Below are 25,226 nucleotides of genomic sequence, written 5' to 3' on the forward strand. Positions count from 1 at the left end.
GAGGATCACTGGCCGGGTCACTGGCCGGGAACCCGACCGGAGATTTCCGCCAGCATCAGGTAGACCTCGCCGCTCTGCGAGCCCAGCACCTCGTCGATGGTGGCGCTGCCGCCCGGCAGTTCCGCCAGCGTGTCGAGCAGGCGCTCGAAGAGGCGGATGTAGCCGTTGATGCGGCTGCGCAGCAGGCGCTCCTCGGCATAGCGGGCGCCGAGGTTCTTGATGGTGCGCTTGTTGCGGCCATCATGCAGGCGCTGGGTGTAGATGCCCTTCTCGCCGGCGTTGTAGCGCTTCTCGAGGTCGCGCGGCAGGCCGCCGTCGACGGCTTCCACGATCTCGCGGGAGGCACCGTGCAGCTTCTGCGTCGCCGTGGAGATTTCCTTGGCGATCACACCCGTCTCGGCGCGGGCCGGCGGCTGGGCCGGGGTCTGGCTGCGGGCCGGGGTGCGCTGCTGCCCTGCACCGCTGAGCGCTTCGACGCTGGCGGCGATCTGGGCCATTGTGCCTTGCAGGTCCTGATTGCGCGGTTCAGCGCGTTCAGACGACCGCTCCGTTTCTTTTTTCAGGGCGCCGAGCGTTCCGGAAGTGGGAGCGGTGAACGCGGCGCCCTCAGATTTTCCCGAGGGTGATCCCGGTGGGGTTCGCCCGCCGCCTCCGTAACTCGGATATGAAGAAGACGGCATGGAGAAGTCGAGCGTGCCGCTCTGGCGGCGCACCACGTCGGAGAGTGCATTCAGGGCAGCGATCTGGTCGGCCACCACGCGGCGCATGGCGTCGGCGTTGTTGCGGGTTTCCTCCGGCAGGTCGATGACGGCGCGCTTCAGTTCGCTGCGGGCCGCGTCGATGTCCTTCACGACCTGCTGTGCGGTGATGCGCATGTCCTGGGCCGTCTGCTGGAAGTCGCTGGCGGTGGAGGAGAGCATCTCGTTCATGCTGGAGAGGGCGCGCTCGTGCTGCTCGCGGAGCAGGCGGGCGGCCTGGTTGACCTGACCGGTGGACGAGCCTTCGAGGCGCTTGAGTTCTTCCTCGAGGCGCGAGATCGCAATGTTGGTCTGCTCGCCGACGATACGGCTGATGTCGCGCGACCGGGTTTCGGCGGCGCTGAGGGATTCCTCGATCATGCTCATGTAGCTGGACATGACGTGATCGACTTCCGCCGCACGCTTCGAGGTTTCCGCGATGAGGCTGTCGAGAACCTCGCGGCGGTTGGAGAGCATGCGCTCCATCTCGGCGTTGAACTTGTCGATCGAGCGGTCGACGAGCGAGCTGACGTCATCGAGGCGTTCGGAGATACGCGTGCCGGTCACTTCCAGCTTGCCGGTGAGCTGCATGGAAATGCTCTCGAGGCGCTGGTCGATGTCGCCGGCGGCGGAGGCGAGCTGGTCGGCGAGATAGGTGTTTGCCGTCTCGATGTGCTGCGAGAACTTGCGGTGGGCTTCGTCGAGCTTGCCGCTTGACATGTCGGCGGCCGAGGTGAACTCGCTGGCGGCGCGGTCGATGCGGTCGCTGAGGAGGCCGGTTTCCTGTTCGAAGCGGCCCTTGATCTCCATCGCGGTGTTGCCGAGGCCTTCCGCAAAAGCGTTCTGCGCCTTGCCGAAGGTGTTCTCCATCTCGCTGGAGGCCTGGTCGATGGTGGTGACGAAGCGGTCCGAACTGCTGGTGAGGCGGTTGGCCACGTCGGTGGTGATGCGCTCGAGATGGCCGGACGCAATGTCGAAGCGCTCGCCGAGGTCGCGGGCCGTCTCGGTGAGATTGTCGGCCATGCGGTTGGTGTTGCTGGTGAAGAGGTTGGTGAGGTCGGTCGTGGCCTGTTCGAGCTGGCCGCCGAGACGCGACTCGGTGGCTTCAAGCAGCGAGCCCAGCTGGCTGGACGAGGCGTCGAGCTTGCTGGTGAGCGACTGGGTGACGTCCGCCACACGGCTGGTGACAACGCCGGCGGTCGCATCGATGTTCTCGTTGACGCGGAGCGTGACCGACTCGAGCTGGTCGCTGATGTGGAGAGTGGTCTGCTCGAGGCGCGTGTAAAGCTGCGTCGAGGTGTCCTTGAGGCGGTCGGAGAGGTTGATCGTCGTGTCTTCCAGGATCTGGATCATGCCCTCGCGGACATTGCCCAGCTTGTCCATGAACTCGCCCGACATGGTGATGAGGCGGTCGGTGACGGCGCCACCGGAGGTCTCGATCGAGGCGGAGAGGGCAAGGCCCGAATCCTGCATCTGGCGGCTAACGATCTCGGCCGTTTCCTTGAGGTGGGCGGCGATGGTGCCGCTCGTCGTGACGAGGATGTCGTTGACGCCGGCGCCGGTGGACTGGAGTTGGCTGGAGACCGCCGAGGTGACCTCGTTGATCTTCTGCATGGTGGCGCCCGAGGTGTTCTCCAGCTTGCTGACGGCAAGCGAAAGACCGGTGTCGAATGTGCCCATGGCCTGGCTGAAGGCGCCATTGAAGCTGGTGGTGACCGACTCGGTGGTGGTCTTGAGCGTGCCGGAAATGGCGGTGGCGTGCTTCTCGATGTGCTCGCCCAAGGCGGCGGCATGATTGTCCATGCGGTCGAGCGCGGTTGCGACCGAGCCCGCCATGGAGTTGTTGATCTGCTCGCTGGCCTCTTTCATCGTGCCCATGAGCGTGTTCGAGTACTGGGTCACCTGCTGGCCGAAGGTCTCGGCGGTGCGGTCAAGCCTGTCCACCGCGCCGTTGTAGGTGGTTTCGAAGGCGCCGGTGACTGCCGAGGTCGAGTCGCGCAGCGCGGTCACGAATGTGTTGGTGTGGCTGTCGACCGTGTTGGTGAGGTTCGACACGGTGTTGTCGAGCTTGCTCAGGGCTTCGGCGTAGTTGGTGGTGAAGCCGCCGGTCAGTTCGCCGGTTGCATCGCGCATGGCCTGCAAAAGGGTTGCGGCATGGTCGTCGACCGAGTTGGTGAGGGCCGAGACGGTCTTGTCGAAGCGTTCGATGGCGGCGCCATAGGTCGAGTCGAAGGTGCCGGTGAGATTGTTGGAGGCGTTGTTCATCGCAATGACGAACGAGTTCGCGTGTTCGTCGATGCGCTTGCCCAGAACCTGGGCCGAGGAATCGAACTTGGAGATGGCGCTGCCGAAGGTCGCATCGAAGGTCGTGGTGAGCGAGTCGGTGGCGTTCCGCATCGTGTCCGAGATGGCGTTGGCCTGATCGGCGATATGCGAGCTGAGATTGGCCGAGGCCTGCTCGATGCGGCTGGCGTAGTTGGCACCCGAGCTGTCGAGCTGCGAGAGGAACTGGTTGCCGGACTGGTCGAGGCCCGCAAGGATCTGCGTGCCCGCGACGTTGATGCGTTCGGCAAGGCGGCTCGTCGCATTGTCGAAGTTGCCGGTGATCTGCGCTGCCGCCTGATCCACATAGGAGGTGAGGTCGGTGCGCGACTGGGCCACGCGGTTGATGAAGTCGCTGGCGACGTTCTGCAGGCCCTGGGTGACAAGGGCGCGGCTGTCCTCGATCTTCTGCGAGGTATCGATGCCGGCGCGCTCGACGAGGCTGGCGATTTCGCTTGTGGTCGCCTTGAGGTGGTAGCCGATGTTGTCGCTGATGCTGCCCACCGTCTGCTGCAGTTCGCCGGCGGCCTGCTTGATCTGCGAGGCGGAGGCGTTGCTCAGGCGCTCGATGGTGGAGCCCACCTCGTTGTTCGCCATGGCGATCTGGTCGGCGCTCTGGCGCATGAGCTGGATCAGGTTGGCTTCCATGCCCTTCACTTCGCCGCCGAACTTGCGCGACTCGTTGCCGAGCGTGTTGGCGGCGGTGTTGAGGATCTGCACGTAGTCCTGAAGCTGGGTGGAGAAGCCGCGGAAGTCGTTCAGCAGCATGGTGGACATGCGCTCGAACTGCGAGGAATGGCCGCCGATTTCCTGGCCGGCCATGGCGGCGCGGTTGGAGACGTCTTCGATGGTGCGGGCGAGTTCGGCGGTCGAGCCCTTCAGGCCGTCCTCGAGGCGCGAGAAGGTCGAGAGCGCAACGTTGATCACCTGGCTCAGGTTGTTGGTGTTGCTTTCGAGGCGCGAGAGCAGGGGGGCTGCTTCGCCGCCCACAAGCTGGCTGGTCTGCTGCAGGGCGGCGCGCTGGCTTTCAAGCCCGCTCACCAGGCTGCGGATACGATCTTCGTTGGCACCGAAGGCGCGTTCGACGGCAGAGATTTCCTTGTGGACGATCTCTTCAAGCGCCGCGGCGCGCTGATAGGCGTGTTCCACGCCGCCCACCAGAAGGTCGACCTCATGGCGCACGTTCTGGGCGATGGAGGTGAGGCCTTCGGCGGCGACATCCTGCGGACGCAGCAGGCGGACCGAGGACTGCACCAGGATTTCCGAGACCTGGCGCATGCGCTGGGCGTGCCACAGGTAATAGGCAAGGGTAAACACCACGGCCATCGGGCCGAAGAGCAGCAGCAGCATGGCCAGCGCATTGGTGTCGGCAGCCCGGCCGTTGATCAGTTCAACGACGGTGTTCTTGTTGGCAAACAGGAACAGGAAGCCCCAGACGATGGAAATGACGAGGGCGGGAACATAGACATTGTAGCTCGGCGGGCGGCGGAGCCTGGCGAGCATCATGGCGGTGGCAGGATCATTCTCGTTGGCGGGGCGGCCGCGCAGCTGCGGTTCGGCGGTCGAAGGGCGTTCTGATTCCGCCGCTTGAAGGGCCGCGAAACGTTCCCTGCGCCCCTTTTCAGAATTCTTCGCCATGCTCTCACCCGCACTCTCGATTAACGTCACAGACTGGCCGCGACTCGTTGTCCCCCCGCACATCAGGCGACCGCAGTACACCACTGCGGAGCCCACCGCCTGAGACGGGCATTTGGACTACATTAACCTAACGAGTCGGTGCCTTGAACCCTTTCAAGGCGAAGAGCTGGGGGTAAATGAAAGTTTGGTTAAAAATGTGGAGCGAATTGATTCGATTCAGGAAACCCCCTGCAAACCCTCTTTTTTCAGGGGATGTCATTGACTTTGTGGCAGTTTTTCCGGCTCAGACCAAGGAAAAGCCGCCGTGTCCTCTGCCCTTCACAAGTTCCCGCTCCCCCAGGCTGCGCCCGTTCCGGGGGCCGTCTTCGACGAGGTGCATTTCGTCCGGCAGACCTTTGGCGATCCCGACCTCCAGAATGAGATCGTGGGGCTGTTCCTGGCCCAGGTGAACGAGGCCAAGCAGGCCTTCACCCGGCCCATGACCACCACCGCCTGGCGCTTCCTCACCCACACCCTCAAGGGGGCGGCGGCCTCCGTCGGCGCCAACCGGATTGCCGAACTGGCAGCCCAGTGGGAACTGGCAGGCTCGCCCCAGGACCCTGAAGCCCGCACCCGCATCGCCGATCAGTTCATGGCGGAGGCCGATGCCTTCCAGGACGCGGCAAAAAACTACCTCCGCTAGAAAAACCTGTTTCCTGATCCCATATGCGGGCAGCGAGGCCGGTCAATTCCGGCCGGCTGGGGGTGAGCGCGGGTGCAGTTGCCAGATACAGGCACATCACCTAAGAGACCGCCAAAATTGCACTTTCACCGGCAGAACTCCGGCAGGAACCATGGCGAAAATCACCTTCATCCAGCACAACGGCAGCGAAATCGAGACCAACGGCACGCCCGGCATGACCGTCATGGAGACGGCCGTGAAGAACCAGGTGCCCGGCATCGATGCGGATTGCGGCGGCGCCTGCGCCTGCGCCACCTGCCATGTCTACGTCGAGCAGGAGTGGGTGGAGAAGACGGGTGCTCGCAGCCCGATGGAAGCGGACATGCTGGATTTCGCCTTCGACGTGAAGGACAACTCCCGCCTCTCCTGCCAGATCAAGGTGACGGACGCCCTCGACGGGCTTCGCGTCCGGGTTCCCGAAAAGCAGTTCTGATCACTCGTTCCGTTCCTTGGCCGGCATGCGGTTGCGCAGCTTGCGGCGCGCTGCGCTGACGGCCTCGCGGCGGTTCGGTCGGCCGAGCAGTTTGCGGAAGCCGTCGCGGCGCTCGTGCACCGAAGCGATGGCCAACCCCATGGGCACGCCTGTTTCGACGAGAAGCGCTTCACCCAATTGCAGGCTGGATTCGATCGTCTCCGGCACGGCCTCTGTGACGCCGGCGAGATAGAGCTTCATGGCATGGCGCTCGTCGCGGGCGCGGGCGATGATCTTGATACCCGGATTTTCCTGGCGCGCGATGCGCACGATCTCTTCCGCCTTCACCGGATTGTCCATGGTGACGGCGATGGCTTTCGCCGTGGCGAGGCCGCACTTGCTGAGAAACACCGGATCGACGGCATCACCGAAGAACACCTTGTGGCCCTGCCCATAGTGCTGGCTCACCACCTGCACATCGGTGTCGATGGCGAGATAGGTGAGATTGTGTTCCTCCAGCATGGAGGCAATGAGCGAGCCCACGCGGCCATAGCCCGCGATGATCACCTGTGGCTCACCGCCGGGCGAGAGTGAAGGCTGCGGCAGGGCGGTGACGGCAGCTCCCTTGCGCAGGGTGTCGACCACGGGCCGCGTCGCCTTGCCGATCACGGGAAGAGCGAACATGGTGAGCGTGACGACGAGGAGCGCGATGTTGGTATCTTCCGGCTTCACCACGTTTGACGCCGCTGCCGCACCGATGATGACGAAGGCGAACTCGCCGCAGGGGCCGAGCAGGAATGCCGACTCCAATGCGGCGTGGCGGGCGACGCGGAAATATCGCGCCAATGCGTAGGTAATTGCCGCCTTGAGGGCGATCAGGCCAAGGGCGACGCCCAGGATAACGATGGGCTCGGCAAGGATGCCGTGGATGTCGAGGCCAAGACCGACGAGCAGGAAGAACAGGCCGAGCAGCAGGCCCTTGAAGGGCTCGATGATCGCTTCGATGGCGCGGCGGTATTCGGTTTCAGCGAGCATCAGGCCCGCAACGAAGGCACCGAGCGACATGGACAGGCCGGCGGAAGTTGCGAGTGCGCCCGTGCCGATGGCGATGAAGAGAACCGCGGACATGAAGATCTCGGGGCTGTTGCTGGCCGAGACGAGTTTCAGCAGCGGGCGGAGACCGAAGCGCCCCACGGCGACGATCACCGCAATGGCGCCTGCCGTCTTGAGGGCTGCGAGACCGATGCTGGTCATCATGTCCGAACCGACGGGATCACCCATGATGTCGACGAGGATCAGCATCGGGATGATGGCAAGGTCCTGCAGCAGCAGCACGGCGAAGCTGGTGCGGCCCGCCTGGGTTCCGAGGCGGCGTTCGCTGGTGAACATCTGCACGACGATGGCGGTGGACGACAGCGAAAGCGCCATGCCGACGACGATGGCCGAGCGCTGGTCGAGGCCAAGCGCCTTGGCCGCCAGCATGATGGCGACCATGCTGATCACCACCTGGGTGACGCCGAGGCCGAAGACGAGGCGCTTCATGGTGAGCAGGCGTTCGGGCGACAGCTCAAGCCCGATCAGGAAGAGCAGGAAGACGACGCCGAGCTCACCCAGGGCCGCGACCGAAGCCTCGTCGGTGAGCGCGAGCGACGATAGCGGCGGCCAATAGAGCGCAAGCCCGCCCAGGATGTTCGGCCCGAGGATGACGCCCACCAGCATGAAGCCGAGGATGTTGTTGATGCCGATGCGCTTCAGCAACGGTATTGCCACACCCGCCGTGCCCAGCACGATGAGCGCATCCTTGAAATGCGATACCGATTCAGCGACCATGACAAAGTTAAAGCGGGTTCCCGGTCGCAACTCAAGGAAACATCATGACGTCGATCCACTGGATGAAGACGCCGCAAGGCAAGTTGCGCTCCCGGGGCCTCGGCCTGCCACTGCAAGGCGAGCCGGGAACGTTCAACGCCATCACCGACGTGGCGGGCGTGGAAGTGGGCGTCACCACGCTCATCTCCGGTGAGGGCCGGTTGGTGCGGGGCAATGGGCCGGTGAGAACGGGTGTCACGGCCATTCTGCCGCGCGGCCGGTCCGGTGCAAACGTGCCGTGTGCGGCAGGCTTCTCATCCTTCAACGGCAATGGCGAGATGACCGGGTTGGTCTGGATCGAGGAAGCGGGCGAGTTGCAGACGCCGATTACAATCACCAATACACATTCCTGCGGCATCACACGCGATGCGACCATCCAGTGGATGGTCGAACGCAAGGTGGGCACCGGGCAGGACTGGGGTCTGCCGGTGGCTGCCGAGACCTATGACGGCGACCTCAACGACATCAACGGCTTTCATGTGACTGCCGAGCATACGTTTGCGGCACTCGACAGTGCACGCGGAGGGGCGATCGAACTCGGCAGTGTCGGTGGCGGCACCGGCATGATCACCTATGACTTCAAGGCCGGGAACGGCAGCGCCTCGCGGCTCGTCGAGATCGACGGCGTCCGATATACGCTCGGCGTTTTCGTGCAGTCGAATTTCGGGCGGCGGCCGGACTTCACGCTGCTGGGCGTGCCCATCGGTGCCCACATCCTGCACGACCAACTGCGCGGCAAGGAGCAAGGCTCGATCATTGTCATCATCGCAACCGATGCACCCCTGCAGCCGCATCAGCTGAAGCGCCTGGCGCGGCGCGTGCCGGTGGGGCTGGCGCGGACCGGCACCATCGGCAGCAACAGTTCGGGCGATATCTTCCTCGCCTTCTCCACCGCGAATGCGGCGGCCCACGAGCAGCGCACGGCCTTGCGGAAGGCAGACTACCTCGGCAACGGCGCCATCGATGGCCTGTTCCGCGCAGTCGCAGAGGCGACGGAAGAAGCGGTGATCGATTCCATGGTGGCCAACGAGACGATGACAGGGCGCGACGGAAACCGCTCCATCGCGCTGCCGCTCGATCAGGTGATGGAACTGATGAAGCGCTATAACCGAATCTAGCCGGCCCGTGGCGCGAGGCGGCGGGTGATCACCATGCCGGCCGCCATGGCGGCGACGAAGATCACGCTCGGCAGGTGACCGAAGACAAGGCTTGCGACCGCAGGTCCGGGGCAGAAACCGCTGAGGCCCCAGCCGATGCCGAAGAGCGCTGCGCCTGCAAGGAGTCGCGCATCGATCATGCTCCGGACAGGAAGATGGAAGCGCTCCGCGAGGAGTGGCTTCTGCCAGCCCAGGACGATGCGGTAGCCTACGAGCGTCACCGCCAGACCAGCGCCCATGACGAACAGCAGGGTGGGATCGAAAGTACCGGTGATATCCATGAAGTTCAGCACCTTCAACGGATCGACCATGCCGGAAAGGGTAACGCCAAGGCCGAAGAGAAGGCCGCTCACGAGAATAAAGAAGGCTCGCATGTCAGGCCCCGATCACGTGGCGAGTCACGTAGACCGTTACGATGGCGACCGCCATGAAGGTGACGGTTGCAGCGAGCGAGCGTTTCGAGAAGCGCGCCAGGCCGCAGATGCCATGGCCCGAGGTGCAGCCGTTTCCGAGCGTGACGCCAACGCCCACGATGAATCCGCTGATGGCGGTGAGGATCGGGCCGGACGGAAAGGTGATTTGCGGCGGAGCGAACCAGCCGGCGATTGCGCCTCCCGCCAGTAGGCCCGCCATGAACAGCGCTTTCCAGGTGAAGTTCTCGTCGAGGCGGCTGGTGAAGAGGCCGCCGAAGATGAAACTTGCTCCGGCGATGCGGCCGGCGGTGGCGAGCAGGAGGACGGCTGAAAATCCGATCAGCGCGCCGCCGATTGCACCTGCCAGTGGGGTGAATTCCGTGATGACCATGATGACTGCTCCGAGGGTGCCTTAGCGCAAGACGCCGGCCCCTGCACAGTCTCCATGAATTCACATCAGCCTTGAGTGTATTTGGGGGTCAGCCCTCGGCGTTGCGGCGGAGCGGGTTGATGTAGCGCAGCAGGGATTGCGGCAGGCGATAGTAGATCGCCCGGAGCTTGGGCCGGATGTAGCTGAGGTACAGCTTGCCCGCGACGAGGCCCTTGCGCGACAGCGGCAGGTAATAGTCCTGGGTCGGCATGCAGGCCGAGCTCCAGGATTCCTTGTGGGCGTCGTAAGGCACCATCAGGTCGAAGGACTTCATGCCATCGGCGAGACAGGCGCGCTGCGACAGGTCGAAGTGCAGGCGGCCGGGCGACAGGTCGGTGAGGTCGTTCGCATGCGAGGTGATGTAGGCGAAGTGCGTGCCGCCGAAGCGGAAGCTGATCTCCCACGAGACGGCGCGGTCGCCGGCGCGGAGTTCCGTCACCACCATTTCGATGCTGCGCTGCTTGCCGCGGGCGAGTGCCTTGAGGAACTCGGAATGGAAGGGGCAGGCCATGATCTGGTTGATGCGGCCGCGTTCGGCGAGCCACTTGTTCTTCTCGCTCATGGCATCGACGATGGCCTTGTCGGAGAGCGTGCCCAAGGGCAGCCGGGTGAAGCTCACCTCGCCCAATTCCTCGAGATGCTTGCGGATCTTCTTGCGGCGCTTGCGCTGCGTGCCGGTGTAGCGGTTCTCGTAGTCCGCTTCGGTGGCGAACTGGGTGAGATCGAGATAGGGCGCGCGCTCGTCGAGATGGGCGTTCACCAGGATCTTGCCGGCGGATGCGGCAATGGCACTGTCGTCGCGCACGTGGCGGAGGCGGAGCACGTCAATGCCCTTGAGCCTGCGGATGAAGGCTAGCGCCTGTCCCACCCACATCTGGGCGTTCTGCCCCTTGGCGCAGAGCACGTCGCCGTATTGGCCGAAGGGTTCGGTGAGCCAGCACAGCACATTGAGGCCGACGCGGCGCGTCAGCATCAAGGGCCAGAGGAAGACAAGACGGTTCTGATCATAGCCGGTGATGATGTGAATGCTGGAACCGGTTTCGCCGGCGCAATAGATCTTGCACCAGGTGGAGGCCCATTCGTAGGTCTGGAAGACGGTGGTGGTTCCCTGGCTGTCGGTTTCCAGGGCAAGCCAGTCCTTCTCGAGTGCGCGAACGCCGCCAAGCGAAGTCACGAGGCTGATGTGGGCCGAGGCCGGAAGGGTGCTGACAAGATCAGCCTGCTTCAGGGCAGCCCCAGCCATCTCGCTGGTGCGCGGCAAAGCCGTCAGTCTGTCCATGAGGCAACTCCCCTGTGTTCGGCTGCCACCCCTGCCATGACAATATGAGGATTTTGCTGCCGCGCGCTGCGCAAACGCGGGGAGGGTTAATCAGAAGTAAATGCCGAAGCGGGCCCAGCGGATGCGCGGGTTGGAAACGTGCGGAACAAGCGACGGATGTGGCCCCCTGAGGGTGTCGGGGCGCAGGCGGGTTTCGCTGGCGGGCTGTGCCACTGTACCCGTGGTGAGCGCGCGCAGGCGGGCGATGCGGTCTTCCGTTTTCGGATGGGTGCGGAGCAGGGAGGGCTGTGGGACGCGGCTTCCCGGAAGGAACATGCCCTCCCAGACGCCGCGCTGGTAGTTTTCGAGAGCCGACAGGGCTTCGACCAGACCTTCCGGGTCGCCGGTCAGGGTAACGCCGTCGAGGTCGGCGTCGTATTCGCGGGCCCGCGACAGGCCGAGTTGCAAAAGTCCACCGATCGTCGGCGCAAAGATCAGCATGAAGAGGCCGACATAGGGAATGTCGACGCCTGTGCCGAAGACGATGGGGACACCGATGAGGCCGATCATCGACATCAGGCTGGTGATGCGGTTGAGCACATCGGCGAGCCCCATCACCTTGAGGTCGCCGTTCGCGATGTGCGCCGTCTCATGGGCGAGGATGCCGGTGATCTGCCGCAGGGTCATGCCGCGCACCAGCCCGTCTGTGACGGCGATGGCCGAGTCCTGCCGGGTGCCGACCGCGAAGGCATTGAGCATGCGGCTCGGCACGTAGTGAAGCTGCGGCACCGCTGGGAGATCGGCGCGCTTCGCCAGTTGCCGCAATACCTGTTGCAGTTCCGGCAGTTCGTTGTCGCCGAGCGGCCTCGCCTTGTAGAGATTGAGGATGAGCTTGGGCGACATGCGGCTGAGGCTGGCAAGGCCGATGGCGCCGAAGACCGCGGCCCCGATCAGCCCCAGCACGCCCAGTACCGAATAGGCCATGAGACCCATCAGCAGGCCGGTGCCGCCGATCAGCAGCGCCGTGTGAAGGGCGTTGCGGCGGTTATGATTCCGCTGGGTTTCCGGATTCAGGTTTGCGTGCGTCATCCGAGGAGTTTTTCGGCGGGAAGCTTACGATCTCGCGCAAGAGCTTGCCAAGCGCTTCACGCGCCGGCGTACGGGCCGGAATGGGGCGGCAGACATCCATGGCGGCAAGCCCGATGCGGCTGGTGAGAATGCCGTTCACCGCTCCTTCGCCGAAGCGCGCCGAGAGGCGGCCCAGCAGGCCCTTGCCGACGACATGCTGGATCAGGCTGTCGGAGAGGGCGAGCCCGCCGGTGACGGCAAGATGGGTGATCACCATGCGGGCAAGCTGCAGGGTGGAAAGCGTTGAGGGCCGTCCGCCATAGAGAGCCGCAAGTTCGCGCAGGAGCCCGAGGTTCTGGGAGGCGACGAAGAGAATGTCGAGTGCCGCGGCCGGCGTCACCGTGGTGAGCAGCGTGACGCGGCAGGCGCGGCGGGCGATGATGCGATGGGCCGCTTCGTCGAGCGGCTCCATGAGCAGGCGGTCGGCGAGCAGCACGCGGTCGCGCGGGTCGATGATGTCGCCACCAAGGGCGGCAAATTCCTTCATGGGCCAGGCAAGGTCGGTGCGGCTTCCGTAGATGCTGCGGAGGCCATCCTCGAGTGCGCGTGCCGCCTTCTGTTCATCGAGGTTGATGGCGCGGGCCGCGAGTTCCTGCATCCCTTCGATCTTGTTGAGGCGGACAAGGCCCCAGATTTCGCGGGCGATGATCGCAAGCGCCGCAAACCCCGCGATGCCCGCGACCGCAAGCGCGGTCCAGCCGAGCAAGGCGGAGCGGGTGAAGAAGTCTTCAACCATCTGGGTGACGGCAGCACCCGCCGCCATCATCACCAGCGTGGCAAGGGCCGAGACCAGGATCGTCAGCCACGGCATGCGGCGCGGCTTGGCCTCGACACCGGCGGGCGGCACCACGACCAGATCCTGGTTTTCGCTTTCGGGCGCGAATTCCACATGGGCCCGCGGTGACGCCTTCTTGTCCGTGTGTGCGGCCTTGTCGTCCTCGAGCACGAAGGCTTGCGGTTTGCGGCTCATGTGAAGCGGTCTCCGATGAGAAACTCGATGGCACGGTCCAGCCGGATGTGGGGGAAAGTGACATCCTTGATGAGCGGCGGGCGGAAGCGCACGAATTTCAGTTGCCCTTCGAGATCGCCGCGAAGTGCCGCTTCAGGATCGGCCGGGAGATCGCCGGGGAAGATGGCGGCTTCCTTCTCGCCGTCGAAGGTGGTGCCGAGTTCCTCGCCCGCCTGGGGCACACCCGAAATGCAGGGAAGCTGGTCCTTGCCGCGCGTCACCATGGCTTCGCGGGTTGCGCGGATCGCGGCCAGCGCTGCCACATCATGGGTGGCGCCGCTGAATTCGGCTTTCTTCGCGGCCTCGTCGACGAGCACGCGCAGGATCGCTTCGAGGCGGTCATGACTGGTGTGATGCAACAGGTCGGCCTTGGTGGCGGCGAAAAGCACACGCTCGATGCGCCGCCCGAGCAGCACCGAGGCAAAGGAATTGGCGCCGATGCGGAAGCTTCCAAGCACGCCCGTCAACGCCGCGCGGAGATCATTGACGGCGGCAGGACCGGCATTGAGGGCCGAGAGCACATCGACGAGCACGATCTGCCGGTCGAGACGGGCGAAGTGGCCGAAGAAGAAGGGCTTCACCACGCGGGCGACATAGGCATCGTACCGGCGCGCCATGAGGGCGGCGAGAGAGCCTGACACCGGATCATGATCGGGCGGCACATCGAGTGGTGCAAAGGACAGCATAGGCGAGCCCGCGAGGTCGCCCGGCATGAGGAAGCGGCCGGGCGGCAGGGTGGACAGCGCCACGTCGTCTTCGCGGCAGCGGGCGAGATAGGCGGTGAAGAGTTCGCTCGCCTTCAGGGCCTGCTGCTCATCCGATGGGCCTGCAGGATCAAGGCTCGCGAGATGGGCGTGCCACTCCTTCGCGTGGGCAAGCCGTGGCGACTTGCGGCTGCCGGCAACCGTTGCTGCCGACCACTGTGCATAGGTCTGTGACATGAGCGGCAGATCGAGCAGCCATTCACCCGGATAGTCGACGATGTCGAGATGCAGCTTCCCGCCGTGCAGATTGCGGGCGAGCAATCCGCGCGGTTCGTATTCGATCGTCAGGCGCAACTGGCTGATGCGGCGCGTGCCCTCGGGCCAATGGCGGTCGGGGCCGGTGAGCGCCTCGAGGTGCTTTTCATAGGAGAAGCGCGGCAGATCATCGTCCGGCTGCGGTTCGAGATAGCAGCGGCTGATGCGGCCCCTGGCATGGGCTTCGAACACCGGCAGGCGCGCCTGCTTCAGCAAGGCGTGGACGAGGGCGGTGATGAACACCGTCTTGCCGGAGCGTGACAGTCCAGTCACGCCAAGCCTCAGCGACGGGCTGACGAGGCCCGTGGCAAAGTCCTTGAGGCCGCCCGCCGCGAGGCGGGTGCCATCCACAAGATCGGTCAAATTCAACGCCATGCGCCCTTTTTTCAACCCAGACGCAGTGTAGCGTCTCAGCCGCTAGGTGGCGATGGCGAAGCCTGACTGCAAGAGCCGGTTGTTTTGGCTGCGTTTATTGCAGCTCTCAGTCCTGGCCGATGCGGGCGAGATCATAGGGCGTCGTCTGGTAGACTTCGTTGATCCAGTTGCCGAAGAGCAGGTGGGCGTGGCTCCGCCAGCGGTTCTCCGGAGGACGCTTGGCGTCGTTTCCGGGGAAATAGTTGGCCGGCATGTTGATCGCCTTCTTCGCCGCCACATCGCGGTTGTACTCGTCCGCGAGTGTCATCGTGTCATATTCGATGTGGTTGAACATGTAGAGCGAACGGTGGTCCGGATCGTTGATCAGGCAGAGGCCGACCTCTTCCGACTCCATCAGCACCTCGAGGCGGCCCGCCTTGGGCAGTTCGGCCCGCCGCACCTCGGTCCAGCGCGACACGGGCATGGAGAAGTCGTCGGAGAAGCCGCGCAGGTAGGGCGAGGCGGCATTGAGGTTCTTGTGGCGATAGACGCCGAAGGCCTTCTGCGGCAGGGCGTGCTTCGGCACGCCGTGGAAGTGGTGCAAGGCGGCCTGCGCGCCCCAGCAGATGTGGAAGGACGAGTGCACGTGCGTCTGCGTCCAGTCGAAGATGCGCTGCAGTTCCTTCCAGTAGGTTACGCCCTCGAAGGGCAGGTGCTCGATCGGCGCGCCGGTGACGATGAAGCCGTCGAACTTCTCGTGGGCGATGTCCTCCCAGGCCTCGTAGAAGGCAATCATGTGCTCCTGCGAGGTGTTCTTGGGCGTGTGGCTGCCGACGCGCACGAGACGGAGATCGACCTGCAGCGGCGTTGCGCCGATCAGGCGCGCGAACTGCGTCTCGGTCTTGATCTTCTCGGGCATCAGGTTGAGGAGGCCGATCTTGAGCGGGCGGATGTCCTGCCGCGCGGCGGTGGCCTCGGTCATGAGGCTGACGCCCTCGCGCTCAAGGATTTTGCGGGCGGGCAAGTCGTTCGGAATACGGATGGGCATGGGATTTACTTCTGATCGATGGTTCGGGAGATGAGGCGTACGAAATCCTCGTCGGAGGTGACGGTGGGCACGTCACGCATTCGAACCATGTAGCCGAAGTTCTTCGCAATCTTCGCGTAGAGCGGGATCCGGTGATGCAGAAGCTGCTCGAAGCCCCAGACGGCGAAGCCGTTGGGATCGACATCATCATCGTTCCTGATCTTGTTCAGGTCCTTGTACTCGGCCCACTTCGCATCGAGGAAGGCGGGCTGGTAGTACATGGGCTTGGGATATTTGCGGAAGCGGTCCACCAGCATGGCGGTGTGTTCCGGCGTGCCCTCGATATAGAGGAGCAGCGTGTTGGCCGCGAGCGTCTTCACAACCGGATCGTTCGCGTCGTCCGGATCGACCACCTCGCAGAGCGATCCGCCGCTGTCGCAGATGAAGTGTTCGTACTGGTAGACCTCGCGGGCCCGGCGGATGAAGTCCGGCACGTCCTGGAGCGAGCGGATCTCGGCTTCACGGTGCTCGGCCTGGCGGCGCTTGTACTCGGCAAAGGGAATGCCGCCCTTGGCAGGATTGCCGGGCTTGCCGAGATAGGTGGAGAGTGGCGCCAGATTGTCGAAGGTGATGTTGGAGCGGATGTAGATCGAGTCCGAGCGCAGCAGGTCGCGCAGGAAGGGGTTCTTCATCGCCTCACGCTTGTAGTTGTCGGCGATGTGCTCATCCATGTACTTGGTGCCGATCCGGTAATCGACCGAGTAGTGGAACCAGTGGTGCTCCTGCAGGAGCTGGGCAAAGGTGGTCTTTCCGACCCCGGACATGCCGAAGACGGTGACGGCCTTGTGGGGCCAGTTCTGGAAGTCCTTGCCGGATGAAAAGCGCATGGAAGGTGCTTTAGCGAGGCGCACGCCCGGCTGCAACTCGCTCAGAAGTCCTTGGTGAGGCGGACGTCCACCGCGTGGCTGTCATAGTCGAACATGCTGATATTGCTGGCATTCCGGACATAGGTGTAGGCGATCTCCGGGGCGAAGCCGAAGAGGTTGACGTCACGCTTGGTAAGCCCGATCCCCGCCACATAGCGGGTATCCTTGCGGACAATGCCAGCCAGAAGGTTGGTGTCGTCGAATTCCGAGAACTTCACTTCGCCGTTGAGGTTGGCGGTGATGCCGTGCGGCAGTTCCGAGTAGATGCCGCCGCCCACCGACCAGGAGTCGTAGGAGTTCTGGGCGAGTTCAAGCTTCACGTCGTCATAACCGCCGGAGAGCGTGACACTCAGCGCGGAGTTGAAGGAATGGGTCCAAGCCGCATCGTTGAGCCAGGCCGTGCCGTCGCTCGAGGTGCCGCCGGAGTAGTCGCGCCATTCATAGGTGGAGGAGCCCGTGACGACATCCTTGCCGGAGAGATTGAGGCGGGCAGAGACGCGCGGGCCGTAGCTGATGTAGCTCATGTCCAGCGTGTCATCGTCGACGAGCTGGCTCGAGACCGCACCGCCGCCGAGATAACCGCGCTTCAGGAGATAGCGCAGCTCCGCCGACTGGCTGAAGGAGAGCGTGTTGTAGGTGCTGTCATTGTAGACGCGGGCCTCGGCATTGCCGGCGGCGACGAAAGAGAAGTCATTGCCGAGGCGGCGCTGGAAAGCGCCGTTGACACCGGCCAGCACGCCGACGCCCGATTGCTTGCGGCCGTTATCGCTGATCGTCAGGTTGCTGCCGAAGAGCGGTGAATAGACGGTGGAATGGCCCGAGCCGTTGTTGACGTTGGTGGACGGTGCCGCCGCCACATAGAAGCTGAACTTGTAGGGGCTCTTCTCGTCGATCTTGTCGACATAGGAGCGGATGCCGTCGGCTTCGGCCTGGGTCGGCGCTTCCGACGCAAGCAGTTCAAGGTGATGCTTGGCGCTGTCGTCTTCATCGAGGGCGACAAGGGTCTGGGCCAGTTCGGCGCGCACGAGTGTGAGGCGCGGGTCGTTGGCGAGCGCAGCGCGGAAAACCTTGACGGCCCCCGTCAGGTTGCCGTCCGCCTTCATGATCAGGCCCTGGATGAAGTAGGTGCGGTTCTGCGCGTGCGGGCCGCTCAGCGGATAGCGGCGCAAAAGTTCCGCTGCGAGATCCTGCTGGCCGGAGCGGGCGAGATGGATCAGCAGCTTGATGCGCTGCGTTTCATCGACGCTTTCATATTCGGAAATCTGTTGCGCGCTGGGCGCCACGGGGTGCGCCGCCTCGGCATGGGGAATGGCCAGCAACGCAACAAGCGCGCCGGGAATGGCGCGCTTGCCGACGCTTGCTGCAAAGCGGATCAGGGTGCGATGGTCGGGCATGTCGCCGTGCATTCGCCGTTGAACGCACCCGAGTGGTTGATGTAACCGCGGGCCGGATTGTTGAGCGGCGTGGTGCCGCCGATCGGCGAGGGGTTCACGGCCGTGGTGGCGAAGACGCCGGTCACGTCCTGTCCGTTGGCGCCATAGACCGCGCCATAGAAGGGATTGTTCGAACCATCCGAGAGCCAGCCGTCGGCCGAGTCCATGCTGGCGCCGCCGGCGATCTTGTTGCCGGTCGCGGTCTTGGTGAGGGTGCCGGAGAGCGTGATGTCGCTGCTCATGTAGCCTGCATAGTTGGGGTCGGCCGTGTTCGAGGTATTCACGGTCACGACGAAGCCGCTCCAGTTGTTGAAGTCGGCTTCCGTCTGCCAGGTTTCCGGCGAAAGGCGGGCATTCACGGTGTTGGTGTTGAAGTTCACAGTTGTCTGAGAGCTGCCGTTCACGCGCCAGGAGTTGTTCCAGTCCGCCTGCTGGTTCGAATCCTGCGAGTTGATCCAGTTGCGGGTGATGGCGGTGGAGCCGAAGCGGCCATTGTAGATGGCGCTGCCCGACGCCTTGGTGCCCGGCGTCACGCCGGCATTCATGCCGCCGAAGGCCCAGGCCTGCTTGTCAGCGGTTTCGGAGCCGCTTGTTTCATCGCGGTACTGAGCGGCGTAGCTGTCGCCGAAGGTCCAGACCTGAAGCACCTCGTCATAGGAGTCGGTGGCCGAGTTCTGGTAGGCGCGGTATTCGTTGTAGCTCACGCCACCCGTGGTGCCGCTGCCGCCCGCCGCACCCATGCCAAGGCCGCTGCTGGCGTTGGTACCGACGAGATATTCATCCATCGTCTTGGGAACGGCCCACTTGTTGTTGTTGGACGTGTTGGTGTCGACCTCGAGCTTTGCCTTATTGGGGCTGCCGGAGATGATGGTGAGTTTGCCGAGAGACGGGCTGGTCTTTGACGAGACCACGGTGCCTGCTTCAAGGGCGATCACGGGGTCGCCGGTGTTGAGGTTGGTGGTGTTGCCGCCGTTGCCGTTGTCGGCGCCGGGCGAACCGCCGCTGGTATCGACGCCGGTGCCTCCACCGGTGCCGCCCGTGCTGCCACCTGTTCCGCTACCCGAGCCTCCACTGCCCGAGCCGGTTGTGTCGCAGCTCAAGCCGCAGACGCTGAGATCACTCGCAAGAAGGAGTGCGCTGGAGGAGCCACTGCCACCGGCACAACCTGCCAGTGAGACTGACGCAACAAGAACTGAGAACAACGACAAACGACGCATGTTACCGACCCATACAAAACTGTCTCCTCAAAATGCACGGGTTCCGCTAAATTTCCGTTAAGGATAACAAGTGGTGAGTGTCCTAAATTGCGACAGGAAATTAAACCGGCGGAAAGCTGGTACGAAGCGACGGTGACGCGTGAAGAGTATCCGGCACTGCGAGCCTCGATCGATGCAGATGTCTGCGTTGTGGGTGGCGGCTTCGCCGGGCTGGTGACGGCGCTCGAATGCCAGAAGCGCGGACTGCAAACTGTTCTGCTCGAAGGTGGCCGAGTCGCTTGTGGCGCATCGGGTCGCAATGGCGGCTTCGTGTCGAGCGGCTTTGCGCTCGGCGTGGACGGCGTGATGGCCAAGGTCGGCAAGCAGGCCGCGCAGGCGCTTTATCAATTGTCGCGGGACGGCACGGAATATGTGCGCACTGTGATCACCGCCCATGAGCCGTCGCTCATTCATGGCAGCGGCATGCGCGTGGCGCTTCGCCACCGCGACACGGGCGGCCTCAAATCCTACGCCGACATGATGCGTGCCGATTTCGGAGAGACGCTCCGCTATTCGACGGCAGAAGAGACGCGGCTTCATCTCGTCTCGCCGCGCTATTTCGAGAGCGTCGTTTCCGAGAATGCGTTCCACATTCATCCGCTGGCCTATGGCCTGCTGCTGGCACGCCTCGCGACGGACGCGGGAGTTGCGATCCATGAGAATTCGCGCGCGACCTCTTGCCGGAAGGAAGGCTCATCATTTGTTGTGACTGCGGGAGGAGGGCAGGTGCGGGCAAAACATGTGGTGCACTGTGTCTCGTCGCTCTCGCCCGACCTGCACCGGCCCTCGGGGCAGGCGATGCTTCCGGTCGCTACCTATGTGGCCGTCACCAATGCACTGCAGCAGGACGTGATCAGGACGGGTGCGGCCATCGCCGATACGCGCCGCGCCGGGGACTACTACCGCTTGGTGAAGGACGGCCGCCTGCTGTGGGGCGGGCGCATCACCACCCGCGTGTCGGAGCCGCAGCGGCTTGCCGCGCTGATGCTAGGTGACATGCTGTCAGTTTATCCGGGGCTTGGCACGCCTCGCATCGACTACGCCTGGGCGGGCCTGATGGGCTACGCCATCCACAAGATGCCGCTCATCGGCCGGGACGCCGAAGGGCAATGGTACGCCACCGCCTTCGGTGGCCATGGGGTCAACACCACCGCCATGGGTGGCGTTCTGGTGGCGCGCGGCATTGCCAGGGAAGATGACGCCTGGCGCCGCTTCACCCCCTTTGCGCCACGCTGGGCTTTTGGCCAGTTGGGCCGCCTCGGGGTCCAGGGCTCGTACTGGTGGATGCAGGCTCAGGACCGCTGGGAAGAGGCGAAAAGCGCCTGATTCAAGGCCGAATCACGTCAGGCTTACAGGCGCTTGGCAAGGCTTGTGGCCCTCCATTCATCTCGCTATAAGCCGCCCAAAATCGGGTGGAGAGAAACGCAAAATGTCTGACGTGCTGGACGCCACTTACAAGCCGAGCGACGACGAGCCGTTCATGAACGAGCGGCAGCTGGAGTATTTCCGGCAGAAGCTGCTGGCCTGGAAGGACGACATTCTGAAGGAGAGCAAGGAGACCTTGTCACACCTTCAGGACGAAAATCATGTGTTGCCGGACATCGCCGACCGCGCCTCTTCGGAGACCGACCGGTCGCTCGAACTGCGCACCCGCGACCGCCAGCGCAAGCTGATCTCGAAGATCGATGCGGCGCTGAAGCGGATCGAGGACGGCTCCTACGGCTACTGCGAGGAAACCGGCGATCCCATCAGCCTCAAGCGGCTCGATGCCCGCCCGATCGCCACGCTGTCGATCGAGGCCCAGGAACGCCACGAGCGCCGCGAGCGCGTCTACCGGGACGATTGATCGCGCACGTGTGATCCCGTGTCGCGTGCGTCCCGTAAAGGTTTGAGCAGCCCCGAGGTATCATGATGCGGCAACTCCTGATCGAATACATCACCGCGGCGGTCATTTTCCTGGCCGCCGATTTTGTATGGCTCCGCAACATGGGGCCGGCATTCTACACGCCTGAGCTCGGTGGCCTGCTGCGCGATGAGCCTCAGCTTGGGATTGCGCTCGCCTTTTATCTTCTCTTCGTCGCAGGCCTGGTGATGTTCGTGATCCATCCCGGCATGCAGGGCGAACCCTTGAGCCTTGTCGCCGTGAAGGGCGCGATTTTCGGTCTTGTGGCCTATGCCACCTACGACCTCACCAACCTTGCGACCGTCAAGGGTTTCACCAACAAGGTCGCCCTGGTCGACATGGCGTGGGGAACCTTCGTCTCGGCGGCGGTGTCGTTCCTGACCGTCTGGCTGCTGCGCCGCCTGCTGGCGTGAGCCGCCTTAGCCCTGCATCGCCGCGAGAGCCTGATCCATCAGCCGTTGCGATGCAGCGGCGATGACGTTGCCGCCCTGACTCGGGTCATTGTCCGTCCACGAGGTCACTATGCCACCTGCTCCGGTCATGATCGGAATGAGCGCGGCGATATCATAGATCTGCAGCACCGGATCCATGGCGATGTCGAGGTGGCCTGACGCCATCAGACAGAAGGAATAGCTGTCGAGGCCATAGCGCATCGACTTCATTGACCCGCGCAGGCGGTCGAAGGCCTGGGCGTGCTCGTCCTTGTAGAGGTGGGGCGAGGTCGTGCCGCCCATGCTGTCGGCGAGATTGCGTCCTGGCGTGACCCGCAATTGCCGCTCTTCGCCGCCCCGCCGGTGCCAGGCGCCGCCCGGATTGCCGAAGAAGGTATCGCCCACGAAGGGCTGGCACATGACGCCGAGCAGCGGTCGGCCATTAGCATAGAGCGCGATCAGCGTGGCCCAGGTCGGCAGGCCGATGACGAAGGAGCGGGTGCCATCGACCGGATCGAGGATCCAGGTGAGGCCCGAGGTGCCGTCGCGCCTGCCGTATTCCTCGCCGATGATGCCATGGGCCGGATAGTGCTTCTCGATGAGGTGGCGCATGACCCGTTCGCCCGCCCGGTCGCCCTCGGTCACAGGGTCCCAGGTTTCTGCCGCCTTGATGTCGATCGGCACATTGGCGCGGAAGTGGGGGAGGATTTCGGCGGCGGCCCGCTCGGCGAGGGTCAGGGCAAAGCCCGTGAGTTCGGTGATTTCACTGGACAGCATGATGAGGTTTCTCTGTGCGACGAAAGCCCGGAAGACGCAATGGGAATGGCCGGGAAAGCCGCAAAGCGACGGGCATATTGTCGTTTTCCGGCCATGGATTGCCGCATGGTTTGCATCGCAACATGGTTGGAAAGTCATGCAAAATCCGCATGGCTCTTATCTTGATCAGCGGATTTTCCAACAAACTCCTGTTCTTATTGATTCTTTGTCCAAACGATCAAAACGCTGAGCAATTCTGATGCACCCGTGCCTCTTGAAAGGCAAATGTTGCAGTGCCATATCGGGCTCACAAGACACGGCCCCCGCGGCTGTCTCTTGCAGCCCTTTTGGGCGTTTCCTCCCTAGACTTGGGCCGATCTCGTATCGGCCCTTTTTTATTGTGCCGATACTTCCCGCTTCCGTCGGCTTTACTCTGCCGCCATCGGCATTTCTCCGCTCCTGCCCATCGCCGACAAAACCCCGGCGAAGTCGTGGGACAAAGCATCGAGCACGGCCTTGATGGCCGCAAAGCCCGCCGTTTTGATCTGCCGGGCCTCATCCATATAGAGACTGCGGTTGATCTCGATCTGCAGGGCGTGGCGGCCAAGGCGCGGGCGGCCGTGGTTCTCGGTGAAGAAGCCACCTGCATAGGGACGGTTGCGGACCACGTTCAGTCCCGCAGCGGTGAGGCAGCGCTCGGCCGTCGCCGTCACCTCGGGCGCGCAGGAGGCGGCGAACCTGTCGCCCAGCACCACGTCGATGCGGCGTTCGTGAGGACCCTGGATGTCGTCGACGGCGCTCGAAGGCATGGAATGGCAATCCACCAGCAGCACCTGGCCGGTGGCCTGATGGGCTTCGTTGAGCAGCGTGGCGAGGGCCCGGTGATAGGGCCGGTAGACGGTTTCGATGCGCTTCAGCGCATCGTCGAGACGCAGGCGCCCGAGGTAAATGTCCTGACCTTCGGCAACGATGCGGGGCAGGGTGCCGAGGCCGCAGGCCACGCGCGGCGACCCGGTGTTGAAGTGGCCGGGCAGGGGATCCGTGAACATGCGCGGATCAAGTTCATAGGGTTCGCGGTTGAGGTCGATGTAGCTGCGCGAGTGGAGGGCGCGCAGCATGGGCGCCCCGGCCGTTATGCAGCCGTCGAATAGCTCGTCGACGAAGCAATCCTGGGAGAGGCGCAGGGTGCGGCTGTCGAGGCGGACCTGCGCAAGAAAATCGTCGGGCAGAATGGTGCCGCTGTGCGGCGAGTTGTAGACCATGGGAACGGTCCACTCGGGCGGTGCGATGATTTCCAGAACATCGTCTGCCGGCATGTCGGCGAGGTTCCCTTTCTGCCGGGCGGGGCCTGCCGCGCTGGCATCTGATGTAACTATGGGCAAGTGCGCCCGATTTGTCCATGGCGGAGCATGCCCCAAACCTGCGCCCCTGATGCCTGTGTGCCCGCAGTTCACGGCCTGTTTACCCGTGAGCCGCTATGGAACTGGAGATTGATTTGAAGTGGCGCGGCGGGCATAGTCGCCCCGCGGCGGCACGACCAGGTGAACATGCAAGACAAGAAAATGGCACGCATCCTTCTGGCAGAAGACGACGAGGACCTGAGGCGCTTTCTGGTGAGTGCGCTGGAAAAGGCCGGTCACGCCGTCACCTCCTTCGGTGAGGGTGCCAGCGCCTATGAAGAGATCAAGCAGGAGACTTTCGACCTGCTGCTGACCGATATCGTGATGCCGGAAATGGACGGGATCGAGCTGGCGCGCCGCGCCGCCGAACTCGACCCGGCGTTGAAGATCATGTTCATCACCGGCTTCGCGGCCGTGGCGCTGAACCCGGATTCCAAGGCGCCCAAGGAAGCGAAGGTGCTCTCCAAGCCCTTCCACCTGCGCGACCTCGTGAATGAAGTGAACCGCCTGATGGCGGCCTGAGGACGGCCTGAGGACGGCGAAATCCTCAGCCTCTCGGGGCTGTTTCATTGCCTCTTGCCAGCCCCGCCTTTGCCCCCTATAGGCAGCGCACCGCACGTCAAAGTGGGTGGTTAGCTCAGCGGTAGAGCACTACCTTGACATGGTAGGGGTCACAGGTTCGATCCCTGTACCACCCACCATTTTTCTCCTCGACATATCCCAATCATCGTCACTCCGGGCCTCAGTCTCGAAGGCCATCGACCTTGCGCAGTGTTGTGGCTGCTGCTAACACTGAACCATATGGTTCAGTATCAACCCGCCCGCATCGACACCTCGTTTAACGCCCTTTCGGACGCCACGCGGCGTGGCGTGCTGGAACAACTCGGGCGTTCCGATGCTTCCGTTAGCGAGCTTGCGCGCCGCTTCCACATGACGCTCACAGGCATGAAGAAGCATGTCAGCGTGCTGGAAGAGGCAGGGCTCGTCACCACCGAGAAGGTGGGCCGTATCCGAACCTGCAGGCTTGGCTGGCGCAGGCTGGAGGAAGAAGCCGCGTGGATCGAACGTTACCGCCAGCTCTGGGCGGCCCGCTTCGACGCGCTGGACAAGGTTGTTGAAGACCTCAAAAGAAAAGGTGAGTTGGATGGAAAACGGAAAGGCTGAGCGCCGGAACGAGACAAAGGTCGAGAAGCTGGATCGCGAACTGGTGGTGACGCGCCTCTTCGATGCCGCGCCTGAGATCCTTTTCGCAGCGTGGACGAGGCCGGAGCTGTTTCGGCAGTGGTGGGTGCCCAAATCCGCCGGCATGAACCTTGTCGCCTGCGAGATGGATGTGCGCACTGGCGGCAGCTATCGCTTGACCTTCGGCCAACCTGGCCCTGATCAGACGATGGCGTTTTTCGGCACGTATCTCGACGTCGTGCCGCCCGAGCGGATTGTGTGGACCAATGATGAAGGCCCTGATGGTGCCGTGACCACCGTCACCTTTGCAGCGGAAGGAACCCGGACACGTCTCGTCCTGCGTGAACTCTATCCGAGCAAGGAGGCGCTTGAAGCTTCGCTCGGGGCGGAAGAAGCATTGCCGGAGCAGTTCGCGCAACTGGACGAGTTGCTCACGGCGTAGCCA

General features: G+C 63.6%; 23 protein-coding genes and 1 tRNA gene. 10 read left to right on the forward strand and 14 right to left on the reverse strand.

Annotated elements, in window-relative coordinates; translation table 11 throughout:
• Positions 1–17: 17 nt before the first annotated feature.
• Positions 18–4,697, reverse strand: coding sequence for a hypothetical protein (locus tag QM801_RS01970; protein ID WP_415017532.1), 4,680 nt, complete (start codon positions 4,695–4,697; stop codon positions 18–20).
• Positions 4,698–5,001: 304 nt separating this feature from the next.
• Between QM801_RS01970 and QM801_RS01975 the strand changes: the two genes are divergently transcribed.
• Together QM801_RS01975 and QM801_RS01980 are read left to right on the forward strand one after the other, a co-directional pair.
• Positions 5,002–5,379 carry an Hpt domain-containing protein gene (locus tag QM801_RS01975; RefSeq protein WP_415017533.1) on the forward strand — a complete coding sequence of 126 codons (378 nt, stop codon included), beginning with the start codon at positions 5,002–5,004 and terminating at the stop codon, positions 5,377–5,379.
• 151 nt (positions 5,380–5,530) lie between these two features.
• Positions 5,531–5,851: a 2Fe-2S iron-sulfur cluster-binding protein gene (locus QM801_RS01980; RefSeq protein ID WP_415017534.1), complete on the forward strand. Its 321-nt coding sequence runs from the start codon at positions 5,531–5,533 to the stop codon at positions 5,849–5,851.
• Here QM801_RS01980 and QM801_RS01985 read toward each other — a convergent pair whose 3' ends face one another.
• On the reverse strand, positions 5,852–7,660 hold the full coding sequence (locus tag QM801_RS01985; RefSeq protein WP_415017535.1) for a cation:proton antiporter: 1,809 nt from the start codon (positions 7,658–7,660) through the stop codon (positions 5,852–5,854).
• 44 nt (positions 7,661–7,704) lie between these two features.
• On the opposite strand from QM801_RS01985, the gene QM801_RS01990 reads away from it, so the two are divergent.
• Complete coding sequence (locus tag QM801_RS01990) at positions 7,705–8,817, forward strand: P1 family peptidase (protein WP_415017536.1); 1,113 nt, start codon at positions 7,705–7,707, stop codon at positions 8,815–8,817.
• On the opposite strand, the gene QM801_RS01995 is transcribed toward QM801_RS01990, so the two are convergent.
• The 10 genes from QM801_RS01995 to QM801_RS02040 form a co-directional block, all read right to left on the reverse strand.
• Positions 8,814–9,230 (reverse strand): DUF6691 family protein, encoded by a 417-nt coding sequence (locus QM801_RS01995; RefSeq protein WP_415017537.1) that lies wholly within the window; start codon positions 9,228–9,230, stop codon positions 8,814–8,816. The two genes, QM801_RS01990 and QM801_RS01995, sit on opposite strands and share 4 nt — an antisense overlap.
• A gap of 1 nt (position 9,231) precedes the next feature.
• Positions 9,232–9,660 (reverse strand): YeeE/YedE family protein, encoded by a 429-nt coding sequence (locus tag QM801_RS02000; protein ID WP_415017538.1) that lies wholly within the window; start codon positions 9,658–9,660, stop codon positions 9,232–9,234.
• An 88-nt stretch (positions 9,661–9,748) separates the two neighbouring features.
• Entirely contained in the window at positions 9,749–10,978 is a 1,230-nt protein-coding gene (locus QM801_RS02005; protein ID WP_415017539.1) for a GNAT family N-acetyltransferase, read from the reverse strand.
• Positions 10,979–11,068: 90 nt separating this feature from the next.
• A complete protein-coding gene (locus QM801_RS02010) occupies positions 11,069–12,046 on the reverse strand; it encodes a zinc metalloprotease HtpX (RefSeq protein WP_415017540.1) in 978 nt (325 codons plus the stop codon).
• Entirely contained in the window at positions 12,003–13,055 is a 1,053-nt protein-coding gene (locus QM801_RS02015; protein WP_415017541.1) for a YcjF family protein, read from the reverse strand. Before QM801_RS02015 ends, QM801_RS02010 begins: the two co-directional genes overlap by 44 nt.
• Positions 13,052–14,488, reverse strand: a complete 1,437-nt coding sequence (locus QM801_RS02020; RefSeq protein WP_415017542.1) for a YcjX family protein — start codon at positions 14,486–14,488, stop codon at positions 13,052–13,054. Before QM801_RS02020 ends, QM801_RS02015 begins: the two co-directional genes overlap by 4 nt.
• Before the next feature lie 106 nt (positions 14,489–14,594).
• The gene (metA, locus tag QM801_RS02025) at positions 14,595–15,515 is read right to left on the reverse strand and encodes a homoserine O-acetyltransferase MetA (protein ID WP_415017543.1); all 921 of its coding nucleotides are present in this window, start codon (positions 15,513–15,515) and stop codon (positions 14,595–14,597) included.
• 5 nt (positions 15,516–15,520) lie between these two features.
• Positions 15,521–16,381: an ATPase gene (locus QM801_RS02030; protein ID WP_415017544.1), complete on the reverse strand. Its 861-nt coding sequence runs from the start codon at positions 16,379–16,381 to the stop codon at positions 15,521–15,523.
• A gap of 41 nt (positions 16,382–16,422) precedes the next feature.
• Positions 16,423–17,814, reverse strand: coding sequence for a surface lipoprotein assembly modifier (locus tag QM801_RS02035; RefSeq protein ID WP_415017545.1), 1,392 nt, complete (start codon positions 17,812–17,814; stop codon positions 16,423–16,425).
• Complete coding sequence (locus QM801_RS02040) at positions 17,793–18,953, reverse strand: hypothetical protein (protein ID WP_415017546.1); 1,161 nt, start codon at positions 18,951–18,953, stop codon at positions 17,793–17,795. The genes QM801_RS02035 and QM801_RS02040 overlap by 22 nt, the downstream gene beginning before the upstream one ends.
• A 204-nt stretch (positions 18,954–19,157) precedes the next feature.
• Here QM801_RS02040 and QM801_RS02045 point away from each other — a divergent pair, with 204 nt between their 5' ends.
• The 3 genes from QM801_RS02045 (at position 19,158) to QM801_RS02055 (ending at position 21,425) form a co-directional block, all read left to right on the forward strand.
• On the forward strand, positions 19,158–20,435 hold the full coding sequence (locus tag QM801_RS02045) for an NAD(P)/FAD-dependent oxidoreductase (protein WP_415017547.1): 1,278 nt from the start codon (positions 19,158–19,160) through the stop codon (positions 20,433–20,435).
• Positions 20,436–20,538: 103 nt separating this feature from the next.
• Positions 20,539–20,955: an RNA polymerase-binding protein DksA gene (gene dksA, locus QM801_RS02050; RefSeq protein ID WP_415017548.1), complete on the forward strand. Its 417-nt coding sequence runs from the start codon at positions 20,539–20,541 to the stop codon at positions 20,953–20,955.
• A gap of 62 nt (positions 20,956–21,017) precedes the next feature.
• On the forward strand, positions 21,018–21,425 hold the full coding sequence (locus QM801_RS02055) for a DUF2177 family protein (protein WP_415017549.1): 408 nt from the start codon (positions 21,018–21,020) through the stop codon (positions 21,423–21,425).
• A gap of 6 nt (positions 21,426–21,431) precedes the next feature.
• Here QM801_RS02055 and QM801_RS02060 read toward each other — a convergent pair whose 3' ends face one another.
• Positions 21,432–22,220 carry an inositol monophosphatase family protein gene (locus tag QM801_RS02060; RefSeq protein WP_415017550.1) on the reverse strand — a complete coding sequence of 263 codons (789 nt, stop codon included), beginning with the start codon at positions 22,218–22,220 and terminating at the stop codon, positions 21,432–21,434.
• Positions 22,221–22,627: 407 nt separating this feature from the next.
• On the reverse strand, positions 22,628–23,515 hold the full coding sequence (locus QM801_RS02065; RefSeq protein ID WP_415017551.1) for an N-formylglutamate amidohydrolase: 888 nt from the start codon (positions 23,513–23,515) through the stop codon (positions 22,628–22,630).
• 246 nt (positions 23,516–23,761) lie between these two features.
• Here QM801_RS02065 and cpdR point away from each other — a divergent pair, with 246 nt between their 5' ends.
• The 4 genes from cpdR to QM801_RS02085 all read left to right on the forward strand — a co-directional run bounded on the left by cpdR (position 23,762) and on the right by QM801_RS02085 (position 25,223).
• Positions 23,762–24,121: a cell cycle two-component system response regulator CpdR gene (cpdR, locus tag QM801_RS02070; protein ID WP_415017552.1), complete on the forward strand. Its 360-nt coding sequence runs from the start codon at positions 23,762–23,764 to the stop codon at positions 24,119–24,121.
• 104 nt (positions 24,122–24,225) lie between these two features.
• A tRNA-Val gene (locus QM801_RS02075) sits at positions 24,226–24,300 on the forward strand.
• Positions 24,301–24,400: 100 nt separating this feature from the next.
• On the forward strand, positions 24,401–24,763 hold the full coding sequence (locus QM801_RS02080; protein WP_415020879.1) for an ArsR/SmtB family transcription factor: 363 nt from the start codon (positions 24,401–24,403) through the stop codon (positions 24,761–24,763).
• Positions 24,744–25,223, forward strand: a complete 480-nt coding sequence (locus QM801_RS02085; RefSeq protein WP_415017553.1) for an SRPBCC family protein — start codon at positions 24,744–24,746, stop codon at positions 25,221–25,223. The genes QM801_RS02080 and QM801_RS02085 overlap by 20 nt, the downstream gene beginning before the upstream one ends.
• Positions 25,224–25,226 lie beyond the last annotated feature (3 nt).

Origin of the sequence: Aestuariivirga sp., assembly GCF_047600585.1 — a bacterium.
Classification (GTDB): Bacteria; Pseudomonadota; Alphaproteobacteria; order Rhizobiales; family Aestuariivirgaceae; genus Aestuariivirga.